Source organism: Citromicrobium bathyomarinum (assembly GCF_021021475.1).
GTDB lineage: Bacteria > Pseudomonadota > Alphaproteobacteria > Sphingomonadales > Sphingomonadaceae > Alteriqipengyuania > Alteriqipengyuania bathyomarina.
The window spans coordinates 574,102-586,906 of the sequence record NZ_JAINWL010000002.1; the positions used below are offsets into that span (position 1 = coordinate 574,102).

Consider the following 12,805-nt stretch of genomic DNA (forward strand, 5'->3'; position numbering starts at 1 on the left):
ACGCTCGACTGCCGGGACCTTTCTGGCATGCCTCCTGCCGACAAACAGGAGGTATCGAATGAAACTGATCACTGCCCTCGCGGGTGCCGCGTTTCTGGCCGTGGCCGCTCCGGCTGTCGCGATGGACACGCCGCCTTCGGACCCCGGTCATGGCGGTGGCTCGAGCGGTGGGGGCACGCCCGTTCCCGCACCTCCGGTCGCGATCATTTTCGGTCTCGCTGCCGGCGCGATGCTGGTTCGCCGCAAGCTGGGCTAGAGCTTTTATCCCTAGGAGCGCGCTTGCGTTGCGCCCCTAGGGAACCATAGGTTCGCCTCCGGGATCGACGGCATCGCGGTTTCTGCCGCGCCACCTCTGAACCCTCGCGACCGCGCGCATCTGGATCGTCGCGAGCGCAGGGATCAGCAGGATCAGCAGCGCAGTGCCGAACAGGACGCCAAAGCCCAAGCTGGCCGACATCGGGATCAGGAACTGCGCCTGCAGGCTGGTCTCGAACGTGATCGGCGCCACGCCCAGAAACGTCGTGATTGCGGTCAGCATTATCGGGCGGAAGCGTGATTTCGCCGCGTCGATAACAGCCTCGCCCGGCTCCATGCCGTTGGCGAGGTTTTCGTTCAGGAAGTCGATAAGCACCAGCGCGCCGTTGATGATTACGCCGGACAGCGCGATGATCCCGAACATCGAGAGAATTCCCAGCGGGATGCCCAGAAGCAGGTGCCCGATCAGCGCCCCGATCATGCCGAAGGGGATCGCCGCCATGATGATCAGCGGCTGGATGTAAGAGCGGAAGGGCACCGCGAGCAGCGCGTAGATCGCCACCAGCGCGAGCAGGAAAGCCTGCCCAAGATCGCCGAAGCTTTCCTGCTGTTCCTCCTGCTCTCCCCCAAAATCATATTGTAGGGAGGGGTAATCCGCCTGCAGTTCGGGCATGATCTCGTTGTCGAGCAGGTCGGCCACCTCTTGCCCTGTGATCGTGTCGCTATCGACATCGGCAGTAATCGTAGTGATCCGGTGCCCGTCCTCCCGCCGGATGACCGAAGGCGCCTCGCCGAAGGATACCTCCGCCAGGCTCGACAGGGCGACCTCGCCGCCGGGCACGCGGACCCGGTAATTCTCGATATCGGCGATCGAATCGCGCTCTTCCTCGGGCAGGCGAATATAGACCCGCACGTCCTCGCGCCCGCGCTGGACGCGCACCGCTTCGGCTCCGAAGAATGCCGCCCGCACCTGCCCTGCGACATCCTGCAAGGTTACCCCCAGCGTGCGCGCCGAAGGCTTCAGGCGTAGCTCGATTTCCTGCTGGCCCGCGTCCTGATCGCTTTCGATGTCGAACACGCCGGCAACGCCTGCCAGTTGGTTCATCAGCCGGTCGCCGGCGAGATCGAGCACCGCATCGTCCGGGTGGCTCAGCTGTACGTTGACCGGTTCGCCGATCCCCAGCAGCGAGGAGGAAATGGAGAGGGATTTCGCCTCGGGCACTTCGCCCAGCTCCTCGCGCCATGCCTCTTCGATCCTCACTGCGGATGTGTCGCGCTGGGCCGCGGGGACGAGGCTGAGCTGCACGTTGGCAAGGTTGGGGCGTACGGTTCGCTGTGGTCCGCCCGGGCCCTGGCCCGTCTGCGCCAGCCCGATCGTCGTGTAGGTCGCTTCGAGAAAGCTCGGATTAGGCCCGCCGCTCGCAGCCCCGGTTTGCGCCTGCGTTTCGCCGGATGGGGAAGACTCGAGCCGGGCGAGCGCTCGGTCGGCCGCCGCTTCGATCCGGTTGGTTATCTCGGCCGTCCGCTCGACCGTGGTGCCCGCAGGCATTTCGAGCGAGGCGGTGACGATGTCCCCTTCGATCTCGGGGAAGAAGGAGAACTTGATGATCCCCGCGGGCAGCATCGCCACGAAGAGGATCAGAAGAGCGATTCCGCCTGCGACGACCAGATAGGGCGCGGCCACCACGAAGCGCAGTGTCCTGTCGAGCGGGCCCTCGACAAAGGCCTTGAACCGCTCATCGACCCACGCCTGCACCCGCGCGAAGAAGCGTGTGACCGGGTTGCCAGGCTTGTGCGAGGGATCGGGCAGCGTGCTCAGGTGATGGGGCAGGACATAGAGCGCCTCGATCAGCGAGAGCGTGAGTACCGCGATCACCACCAGCGGGATATCGGCCAGAATCTTGCCGATCACGCCGCCCACCGCCAGCAGCGGCAGGAACGCGGTAATGGTCGTCGCGACCGCGAAGAACACCGGCACCTTCACGCGCTGTGCCCCGGCGATCGCGGCACCCATTCCGGTGCGACCGCGCTCCCGCTCTGCATAAACATTCTCGCCCACGACAACCGCGTCGTCGACCACCAGGCCAAGCGCGAGGATGAAGCCGAACAGGGAGAACATGTTGATGCTCGACCCGGCCCAGTCGAGAATGAAGATGGCGCCCACGAAGGTCGCGCCAATGCCCACGGCGGTCCACATCGCCAGCCGCAGGTCGAGGAACAGGGTCAGCGCGGCCAGCACCAAGACGAGACCGAACGCGGCGTTGCGCAGCAACAGGTCCAGCCGGTCTTCGAGCAGTTCCGAGCTGTCTTCCCAGATCGCGTAGGAGATGCCGGGCGGCATGTCGAACTCGTTGGCCACCAGGTTCTTGGCCGCCTCGGCAATATCGAGCACGCGTTCGTCGCTGGTTCGGTACACGTCAACGAAGGCGACCGGCTGGTCGTTGAACCGGGTGATGAGGTCCGAATCCTCGAAGCTGTCGTCGACATCGGCAATGTCGCCCAGCCTCAGGGTTGCGCCGTCCTGCGTGGTCAGGACAATGATATTCTCGAAGTCCTGCTGGTCGTAGTTCTGGCCGATGGTGCGCACGCGCACCTCTTCCCGGCCCGTCTCGATAGACCCTGCCGGGGTGTCGAGGCTCGACTGGCCGACGATCTGGGCGACCTGTGGGAGCGACAGGCCGAGCGCACGCAGGCGCGATTGGGGAACATCGGCATAGATCTCGTAATTGCGGACCGCCGAGGTATCGACATAGCTGATCTCCGGCAGGGCGGCGGCCGCATCTTCCAGCCGGTAGGCGGTTTCCTTCAGCGTCCGCTCGTTCACGTCGCCGAACAGCGCGATCCGCAGCACCACCAGCCGGGTGGTGAGTTCGCGAATATCGGGTTCCTCCGCCTCGTCGGGGAAGGTCTGGATCTGATCGACTTCGGACTTCACCTCGTCCAGCGCGCGGGCGATGTCCGCGCCCAGTTCCAGCTCTACATTGACCGTGCCGCGCCCTTCGGCTGCGGTCGCGGTAATCTGCTTCACGCCCTCGATCGCCTCGACGGCTTCCTCTACCTTCTGGACGATCGATTCCTCGATCTCCTCGGGCGTGGCACCGGGATAGGTGACCGAGACGGAAATCGTATCGAGGCTGCTTTCGGGAAACACCTCCTGCACGATGCTGGTGTAGGAGAAATAGCCCGCCACCAGCATCGCCAGTAGCAGCAGGTTGGCTGCAACGCCGTTGCGCGCCATAAACGCGATAGGCCCCGAGCGGTCGCGCGCCCGGTCACTCGCTTCGTTGCCGTATCGGTCGACCGCGCCGGTATGGTCTTCCGTGTCACTCACCGCCGGACTGGCCCGCTCGGCGCTGCTTTTCTGCCCCTGCGACCCGTACGCGCATGCCGTCGGTCGGCGCGCGCAGGGTACTGGTCACGATTCTGCCACCGGCGGCAAGACTCTGCGTGGTGACGTAGGCAATCTCGTCGGAGCGCTGGATGACGCGTACGGGCAGGATACGCAGCCGCCCCTCGCGCACCACCCAGATCTCGTTGCCGGGCCTGAGCGCGGCGATCGGGATGCGGGCGAATGGCACCGGCACCTCCCCCACGATCCGCGCCTCGACGAAACTGCCGAGCAGCAGCGGCGGGCCCTGCGGAGCATCCTCGCCTGCATCGACCGGCTGCCCGCTACGTAGCGGAGAGGGCACTTTCAAAAAGGCGTCGATGGTGCGCGTCTGCGGGTCGAGGATCGGGTCCGCGCGGTCAACGAAGGCATCCCATCGGTAGGTGACGCCGCCATAGACGAAGGTCACGCTGGCGGGGATGCGGCCTGCATCGGCGCGCAGCAGGGAAGGGATCAGAGCTGCCTCATCCTCGGTAAGTGCCACGCGCACCTCGAAAGCGTCGGTCGCGACCAGCGTGCCGAGGGTCTGGCCCGGCTGCACCAGCGTGCCGACCGCGGCGTTCTCTTCCTCCACCAGGCTGCTGAAGGGCGCGCTGATCCGGGTGCGGGAGAGCGAGAGCTGGGCGGCTTCGAGATTGGCGGAGGCACGTTCCCGCGCCGCCTGAGCGGAGCGCAGTTGCGGTTCGCGCGTGGCGAGGCGGCTGGGCGAGTCGCGATCCCGACCTGCCTGTTGCCCGGAGAATGCCTGCTGCGCGAGTGAGCCGGGGGGCAGGATGCGCGCGGCATAATCGTCAGGGTCTATCCCCGCCTGCAATACGTCGCGGGTCGATTGGCGCTGCGCGAACCGGTCGAGTTCCTCGCGGGCGATTTCCAGTTCTTCGCGCGCCTGCAGCACAGCGACATCCTGCGCCGCGACATCGGCGCGCGCGGTGCGGACCTGGTTCTGGTAGTCGACCGGGTTCACGCGGAACAGCGTTGCCCCGCGCGGGACGGTGCGGCCCTCGCGAAAAGCCGGGTTCACATAGACCAGCCGCCCGCCGACCTCGGCCCCGACGGTGACGGTTTCGCTCGCCTGCACAGTGCCGCTACCGCGCACTTCCAACGGGCCTGTGTCCTGCTGGAAGGCGACCGTCTCTACCAGCGGGGCCTGCTCGACCCGCTCCTGCTCTTCCGTTTCTGGCCGCAGGGTCACCATCAGCACTGCAATCAGGATCGCCCCGACCAGCACGGCCGCCACCAGCAGCAATTGTTTGCGACGGCTCATGGCTCTTGTCCTTCCTGAGGGGCGGGCACCATCTCGACCGGGTTGGGGGCGAGCCAATCGGGCGCTGATGGGGCGGCCCAGTCTCCGCCCAGCGCCCGGTGGATGCCAAGGCGCGAGATCGCGACCGTGCGGCCTGCCGAAGACAGCGCGGATTCGACTTGGTACAGTGCGCGCAACGCATCGAGATAGCTGACATAATCGCCCACTCCGGCCTCGAACCGACGGACCTGCAGATCGGCGGAGAACCGCGCCTCTTCGCGCTGGGCGAGGATCAGCCGATAGCGCTGGCGGTTCTCTTCGTAATCCTCGATCGCGCTGTTCGCTTCGCGAAAGGCGGTCAGCACGGTGCGCGCGTAATTGGCCGCTGCCGCATCGTAGGTTGCTTTCGCAGCCTCGATATTGGCGGAAATCCGCCCGCCCTGGAAGATCGGCGCAGTCAGCCCGGCGGCAAGGTTGACCGCCCAGTTGTTCGCCACGTCCAGCGCGCCGCCGATGTCGCCCCCCTGCGTGCCCGGCTGTGCGGACAGCGTGATCGAGGGGAAGCGCTCTGCCTTGCGGGCGCCGACGCGTGCGCGCGCGGCCTCCAGCCTCGCCCAGGCCGCAGCGACGTCGGGCCGCTGGCCGAGCAGGTCGGCGGGCAGGCCTGCAGGCACCTCGTCGAACACCAGTTGAGGCGTCAGCGGGCGTGCGAGACGCGCCTCCACAGCCTGCGGATAAACGCGCACAAGCACACCAAGACGGCCCTCAGCGTCGTCGAGCGCGGCTTCACGCTGGGGCAGGGATGCCTGAACATTTCGCTGGTCCTGCTGCACCTGATAAAGCTCGAAGCTCTGGGTCAGTCCGCGCCGGAACCGTTCTTCGGTCCGCGCGGCGCGATCGGCCAGCAGATCGATCGTTTCGAGCGTCAGTTCGATCTGGCGACGCGAATCGACGATTTCGAAATAGGTCGCGATGGTCTCGGCCGCGGCGGCGAGCTGGACCGTACGATAATCATATTCGGCGGCGAGGGCATCGGCGCGTGCGGCTGCGTAATCGTTGCGGACGCGGCCGAACAGGTCGATCTCGTAGGAGGCGCCGAGGCCGAGCGAGTAGGAATCGTTTTCGATCCGGCTGCTCTGAGCGCCGCCGCCCCCTCCGGGAAAGCCGCCGAAGGCGCTCCCGCTCAGCGGGGTGTTGGAATAGCTGGCATCGCCGCTGGCACTGACTCGTGGCAGCAGGGCGGAGCGGGCCACGCGCGCCTGCGCGGCGGCTTGCGCGACCCGGGCAGAGGCTTCGGCGATGTCGAGATTGTCGCCCAGCGCATCGGCCACCAGCGCGTCGAGCACCGGGTCCTGGAACGCGGTCCACCATGCGGCGGGCCGATAAGGTGCCGCATTCTCGTTATTGGGGAACCCCTCGGGCAGCTGCGCGGTAACCTGCGGCTGGGCGCGGTCGGGCGCAAGATTGACGCATCCGGTCAGGGCCAGGGCGGCGAGGGCAATTGTGATCGCGCAGCGCATGGGCGGCGACGATAGGCAAGGCTCTCCCGATTGGCGAGTGCGTCCGGGAATTTAAGTTTCGATCGGCGACCGATTGTGGCCGGTGCGTGCCCTCAGGGTATCAGCCACCAGCGGATCAGAAAGGCCACCGCACCCAGCGCGGCGACGCTCATCCCCCAGATCGCGGCCATCCAGCCGAGCCGTTTCCAGAGGGGAGAATCGACGTCACCTTCCGCCATCAGTGGTAGCCTTCGTCGCCCACTTTGCCGCGAAACACCCAGTAGGCCCAAGCGGTATAGGCGATGATCAGCGGCATGGTGATTGCCACGCCGACAAGCATGAAGATCTGGCTGCGTTCGGGCGCGGCGGCATCCCAGATCGTCAGTCCCGGCGGGACGACATTGGGCCAGATGGTCACGCCTACGCCCGCGAGCCCGAACAGGAACAGCGCAAGCGAGAGCCAGAAGGGCTTGGAGTGCCGGTCGCACGACAGCGCGTGCCAAAGGAACCCGGCCACGATCAGCGTGGCGATCGGGATCGGCGCGACCCAGTAGATGGCAGGCGCGCTCAGCCAGCGGTCGGCATATTCGGGCCGCAAGACGAGGTTGTAGAGGCTGACCGCGCCCATCAGCGCGAGGGTTGCGAGCGCCGCGATCTTGCCCAGCTTGCGCGCATGGGCCTGCCCGTCGCCGTCCAGCTTCCATACCAGCCATGTGGCACCCAACAGCGCGTAGCCTGCGACCGTGCCGACACCCGTCAGCAGCGTGTAGGGCGTCAGCCAGTCGAACCAGCTGCCCGAATAGGCGCGGTCGGTAACTTCGATGCCCTGCAGCAGCGCGCCAAGGATCATCCCCTGCGACAGCGCGGCGACGATCGAACCGCCGCTGAACGCCGCATCCCAGAATCGCCGGTGCGAGGAATCGCGCCAGCGATATTCGAACGCGACCCCGCGGAAGACGAGGCCCAGCAGCATTGCGATGATCAACGGATAGGTCGCGGGCAGGATCACCGCATAGGCCAGCGGGAAGGCCGCGAACAGGCCGCCGCCGCCCAGCACCAGCCAGGTCTCGTTACCATCCCACACCGGCGCGATGGAGTTCATCGCACGGTCGCGTTCGCGGCCCACCGCGAAGCTGGGGAAGAGCACTCCGATGCCGAGGTCGAACCCGTCCATCACCACATAGGCGAAGATCGCGAAGGCGATGATGAAGGCCCAGATCGTCGTGAGGTCGATCATTGCTCGTCCTCCTTACTCTCAGGCTCGATGTACTGGATCGAACTGAGCGAATCCGGGCTGAGATTGCCCGGATCCTGCGTCGGCCCCGGCGTAATCCCGGCGGTACGGATTGGGCCCGTATCGCCGCGCTTGACCCCGGTTTCACGGGCGTGGGGCGGCTGGCTCATCAGGCGCATGATGTACCAGGTGCCGGTGCCGAAGACCGCGAAATAGACAAGCACGAAGGCGATCAGCGAAGCGCCTACCGCAGGCGCGGCCAGCGGGCTGGCCGCATCGGCGGTGCGCAGCAGGTTGTAGATGACGTATGGCTGGCGGCCGACCTCGGTGGTGATCCACCCCGCGATCACCGCGACAAAGCCAGCCGGGCCCAGCACCAGCGCGGCGCGGTGCAGCCAGCGCCATTCGTAGAGCTTGCCGCGCCAGCGCGCGAGCAGGCTCCACAGGCCGACGCCCAGCATCGCGAAGCCCAGGCCGACCATGACCCGGAAGCTCCAGAAGACGATGCCCACGGGCGGCTGCTCGTCGAGCGGGATCGTATCGAGCCCGTCGAGCGGCGCATTCAGATCGTGCTTGAGGATCAGGCTGGAGGCCTTGGGAATCTCGACCGCATATTTCACCTCGCGCGCGTCGCTGTCCGGAATTCCGAACAGGATCAGCGGCGCGCCGTCGGGGTGGCTTTCGTAATGGCCTTCCATCGCCATCACCTTCTGCGGCTGATGCTCCAGCGTGTTGAGCCCGTGCATGTCGCCCGCGAAGATCTGGATCGGCACGACCAGCGCGGCCATCCACATCGCCATGGAGAACATCTTGCGGGCGTGGCCGTTGGTCCGATCCTTCAGCAGGTGCCACGCGCCCACGCCGCCGACCACGAAGGCGGTGGTGATGTACGCGCCCAGCACGGTGTGAACGAGGCGATAGGGGAAGCTGGGGTTGAAGATGATCTCGACCCAGCTGTCGCCCGGCAGGAACTGGCCATTGGCACCCATCTCGTAGCCGACGGGCGTCTGCATCCAGCTATTGACCGAGAGGATCCAGAACGCGCTGATGAAGGTGCCGCCTGCGACCATCAGCGTGGCCACGTAATGCAGCTTCTTGCCCACGCGGTTCATCCCGAACAGCATCACGCCGAGGAAGCCCGCTTCGAGGAAGAATGCGGTCAGCACCTCGTAGGCCATCAGCGGCCCGATCACCGGCCCTGCCTTGTCGGAGAAGACCGCCCAGTTGGTGCCGAACTGGTAGGACATCACGATGCCGCTGACGACGCCCATCGCAAACGCGATCGCGAAGATTTTCAGCCAGTATTTGAACAGGTCCATGTAGACCGTCTTGCCGGTCTTCAGCCAAAGGCCTTCCAGGACAGCAAGATAGCTCGCCAGCCCGATCGAAAAGGCCGGGAAGATGAAATGGAAGCTGACCGTGAACGCGAACTGGATCCGGGCCAGAATGATGGGATCGACTGCATCGAACATGGGCGCGACTTACAGAAAAGCCTGCCGTGCTACCAGCGCCGGTTCGTCATCGGGCGTTGCGATCTGCGCAACAGAGACGATCTGCTGAGCCGTCACGCGGCCAGCGTGGGCGCGTAGCGCGTGCCGATACCCTTGCCCGCCCTCTTCGCGGCATAAAGCGCCCGGTCGGCCAGAACATGCAGCTCCGCAATGTTGGTGGCATCGTCCGGGTAACAGGCGAAGCCCGCAGTAACGCCGATTTCGACCAGGCTTTTTGCATCGGCCGCGTAGGGCGCGCCGGAGACCTTGGCGAGTACCGCCTGGATGACCGTTTCGGCGGCCTGGGCGCCCTGTCCAGGGAGTAAGACAAGAAATTCGTCTCCGCCGATCCGCGAGAGAACCTGCCCCTCGGCAAGCGCGGACTGCATCCGATTGGCGACCTCGCATAGCAAATCGTCGCCTGCGGCATGGCCGAAGCGGTCGTTGATCGGCTTGAAGCCGTCCAGATCGAAACACACCAGCGAGAACACCTCGCCGCGGGAGAGGCTTTTCATAACCCCTTCCAGCCCATGCCGATTGAGCAGACCGGTCAAGGGATCGCGACGTGCACGTTCGGCATTGATCATCTCCGCGCTGAGGGCGGAAAGCATCGCGCTGCGATAGTGCGCGAGTAGCTGGACCGAGCCGATCAGGAAGCCGGGAAGCAGCGCCAGCAGCGCCAGCATCAGCGGTTCGCCCGTGCTCGCCGCGCCGGCCAGAAACGGGCCCACGCATAGCGCGACCAGCAGCAGGCCGAGCCGGGGGGCTGCGTAGTTGCGCGCGCACAGCGGCCCGACCAGACCCATGCAATGGGCCGCGACAAGGACCATCATGGCCGTATTGCCGCTTCTCATCGAGAAGAAGAAAAGTGCACCCTGCAGTGCGCACCACAGGATCGAAAGCGTGATCGGTGTATCAATGCCCGGTGTTTCGCCCTTGGAACGGATCTCGCTCACCCGCTTCAGGCTGACCAAGCGGGCGAACAGCAGGATCGTTTCGATCGCGATGATGATTGCGAAGGCGGGGCCACCGATTGTAAAATGGGCGAGGGTGGCCAGGAACAGGCCATTCACTGCGCCCAGAATTACCGCGCCGGGCGAGGAAAGCAGAGCACCGCACATGAACGGGCGCAGCGCATGGGGTGTCCCATGGCTCCACCGCATCAGCCAGGGTAAGGGGCCTCGCGTCGCGCGCAATCGTCCTTCAGGCCGATCGGGCGAGGTACCCTGTGTCCTCTCGTCCATCCTCATACGAGGACGATAGCCATATATCGCTAACAAAGATTGAAACGGCGATCGGCTATGCGCCGCTAAACCGGCGTTTGCTGTGAAAAAAGGGCGACCCGCAGGCCGCCCTTTCTTTTCTTCCGAAGTGGATCGCCGTCTAGTCGACGATGTCCATTTCCGCGATCAGGTTCTGCGCCCCGTCGACCTTTTCCATCACCCACAACATGTAGCGGGTGTCGACATGGATCGACCGCGTGGTGCGCGGGTCGAAATCCCAGTCCGAATTCACGCTTTCGAACGTGCCGTCGAACAGCAGGCCTACCAGCTCGCCCTTGGCATTGAGGGTGGCAGAGCCGCTGTTGCCGCCGGTCACGTCGAGGTCGGACAGGAAGTTGACCGGGACCGAGCCGATCGAGTCGAGCTCGTACTGGCCGTAATCCTTCGCCTCGATCAGGGCGAGTTCGCGCGCCGGAGCGTTGAACGGATCGATCCCGGTGTCCTTCTGGGTGATCCCTTCGAGCGTGGTGAAGGGCAGGTATTCCATCCCGTCGAAGGGCGATCCGCCCATCACGTTGCCGTAAGTGATGCGCAGCGTCGAATTGGCATCGGGATAGGGCAGCATGCCCTGTTCGGACTGCCACTGCGTGATCGCCTCCATATAGGCGGGGCGCAGGGCGAGGCCGCGACCGGCGCGCTCCTCTGCTTGGTCTTCCAGCCCGCGCTCGTAATCGTAGAGCGCGATGGCGAGCTTCATGAAGGGATCGTCGCTCGCTTCCAGATCGGCGACGCTGGCATCCATCAGCGCGAGCCGGGTCTCGCTCTCGTCGAGCGAGGTGTTGGCGTAGTAACCGTCGAGGATCGCATCGAGCTGCTTGGCATCGTCGACGCCGGTCAGGCCCAGGGCGTTGTCGAACACGGCGACGCGTTCGGCCTGCGGCTGGGCGAGATAGCCGCTGAGGAACAGCTCCCATTCGGCCTTGTCGACGCTCGGATCATAGCGGCGGTCGAGTGCCTGCAGGCCCTGACGGAAGAACGCCATGTCGCGTTCCTGATAGCCCGACTCGCGCTGGGCGTTGGGCTTCTCACGCTCCTTGGCGAGGCGATAGAGCCGCTCGGCGACCGAGAGCAGCTGCGCGCGGGTGGCGTTGCCGTACCAGAAGCTGGTGCGCGCCGCAGTGGCGCTTTCCTGCGAGAGTTCGGCCAGGTTTTCGATCGCCGGACCATAGGCCGCCCGCGAGGGATCGGCGGCGATCCAGTCGGCCAGCGCGGCTTCCCGTTCGCGGCGACGTTCGATCAGGCCGACGCGGCGCGCGCCTTCGATCTGGCCGCGCAGGTTCTTCTCGTAATTGTTGAGCCCGGCAAGGCGTGCTTCGTATTTGACGCGCGCATCCGATCCTTCCGGCGCGGCGGCTTCGATGGTGCCGATCCAGTCGGTCAGCAGCTTCTGGAAGGTCGGATATTCCCAGCCGAAGGTGTTTTCGACTTCGGCGAGCATCGCGTAGCGCGAGGTCGAGCCGGGATAGCCTGCGACCATCACGAAATCGCCTTCGTCGAGCCCGCTCTTGGAGACCTTCAGGAAGTGCTCGGCCTTGTAGGGCACGTTGTCTTCGGAATATTCGGCCGAGGAGCCGTCGGGCGCGACATAGGCGCGGTAGAACGAGAAGTCACCGGTGTGGCGCGGCCACATCCAGTTATCGACGTCGCCGCCGTACTTGCCGATCGAATCCGCCGGTGCGTAGACGAGGCGCACGTCCTTCACTTCGAGCTGCTTGATCAGCTTGTACTCGTCGCCGCCGTAATAGCTCGCCACCCGGCAGCGATAGCCTGCTTCCTGTTCGCATTCCGCGGTGATGTCCTTCGCGCGCTGGTCGATCGCGTCATAGCGCGCGTTGGGCGTCATCGTGTCGGTGCCTTCGCGCATGCGCTGGGTCACGTCGCTGAAGTCGGTGGTGACATAAATGCGCGAGCCGGGCGCGGCAGGCAGTTCGGCGCCCATCGTCTTCGCGAGGAAGCCGTTTTCGAGATAGTTGTTCTCCGCGGTCGAGTTGTACTGGACCGATCCGCGCGCGCAGTGGTGGTTGGTGACGACCAGTCCCTGCGGCGAAACGAAGCTGGCGGAGCAGCCGCCCAGGCTGACGACCGAGCCCATCGGGAAGCCGGTCAGGTCGGTGAGCGCTTCGGGATCGAGTTCGAGGCCGGTCTCTTTCAGATCGTCGGCGATCTCGGGCAGCTGCTCGGGGGTGAACATCCCCTCCTTGGCAGCGAGCGGTTGGGCCGCGACACCCGCCATGAGGGCGGCCATCAAAAACACCTTGTTACGCATCTGTTTCCCCTGAAATTTCATCGCGCGCGACTCGCGCCGATGTTACAGGGTAACTCGCTATTGGCCTTGCCCGCGTGGTGCAAGGGCGGCGCACTGTCGTTCGTCGGTCTGAATGGCGCGTTGGTCCGGAGCCGATCATTATATCAG

Annotated in this window: 9 protein-coding genes; 1 reads left to right on the forward strand and 8 read right to left on the reverse strand. The window is 65.3% G+C overall.

Features of this window, described 5'->3' with window-relative positions:
- Positions 1 to 58 precede the first annotated feature (58 nt).
- The gene (locus tag K7H93_RS10700; RefSeq protein WP_010235015.1) at positions 59 to 256 is read left to right on the forward strand and encodes a hypothetical protein; all 198 of its coding nucleotides are present in this window, start codon (positions 59 to 61) and stop codon (positions 254 to 256) included.
- 36 nt (positions 257 to 292) lie between these two features.
- Here the strand turns inward: K7H93_RS10700 and K7H93_RS10705 are convergent, their stop codons facing one another.
- From K7H93_RS10705 to K7H93_RS10740, 8 genes are all read right to left on the reverse strand, one after another.
- Positions 293 to 3,586, reverse strand: coding sequence for an efflux RND transporter permease subunit (locus tag K7H93_RS10705; RefSeq protein WP_230783590.1), 3,294 nt, complete (start codon positions 3,584 to 3,586; stop codon positions 293 to 295).
- Positions 3,579 to 4,907, reverse strand: a complete 1,329-nt coding sequence (locus tag K7H93_RS10710) for an efflux RND transporter periplasmic adaptor subunit (protein WP_230783591.1) — start codon at positions 4,905 to 4,907, stop codon at positions 3,579 to 3,581. The genes K7H93_RS10705 and K7H93_RS10710 overlap by 8 nt, the downstream gene beginning before the upstream one ends.
- On the reverse strand, positions 4,904 to 6,406 hold the full coding sequence (locus K7H93_RS10715; protein WP_230783592.1) for an efflux transporter outer membrane subunit: 1,503 nt from the start codon (positions 6,404 to 6,406) through the stop codon (positions 4,904 to 4,906). The genes K7H93_RS10710 and K7H93_RS10715 overlap by 4 nt, the downstream gene beginning before the upstream one ends.
- A gap of 92 nt (positions 6,407 to 6,498) precedes the next feature.
- The gene (locus K7H93_RS10720) at positions 6,499 to 6,624 is read right to left on the reverse strand and encodes a DUF2474 domain-containing protein (RefSeq protein ID WP_230783593.1); all 126 of its coding nucleotides are present in this window, start codon (positions 6,622 to 6,624) and stop codon (positions 6,499 to 6,501) included.
- Positions 6,624 to 7,622, reverse strand: coding sequence for a cytochrome d ubiquinol oxidase subunit II (gene cydB, locus K7H93_RS10725; RefSeq protein WP_230783594.1), 999 nt, complete (start codon positions 7,620 to 7,622; stop codon positions 6,624 to 6,626). The genes K7H93_RS10720 and cydB overlap by 1 nt, the downstream gene beginning before the upstream one ends.
- On the reverse strand, positions 7,619 to 9,091 hold the full coding sequence (locus tag K7H93_RS10730) for a cytochrome ubiquinol oxidase subunit I (protein WP_230783595.1): 1,473 nt from the start codon (positions 9,089 to 9,091) through the stop codon (positions 7,619 to 7,621). Before K7H93_RS10730 ends, cydB begins: the two co-directional genes overlap by 4 nt.
- 92 nt (positions 9,092 to 9,183) lie before the next feature.
- Entirely contained in the window at positions 9,184 to 10,272 is a 1,089-nt protein-coding gene (locus K7H93_RS10735) for a GGDEF domain-containing protein (RefSeq protein ID WP_230783596.1), read from the reverse strand.
- A gap of 220 nt (positions 10,273 to 10,492) precedes the next feature.
- Positions 10,493 to 12,658 (reverse strand): S46 family peptidase, encoded by a 2,166-nt coding sequence (locus tag K7H93_RS10740; protein WP_420840382.1) that lies wholly within the window; start codon positions 12,656 to 12,658, stop codon positions 10,493 to 10,495.
- Positions 12,659 to 12,805 lie beyond the last annotated feature (147 nt).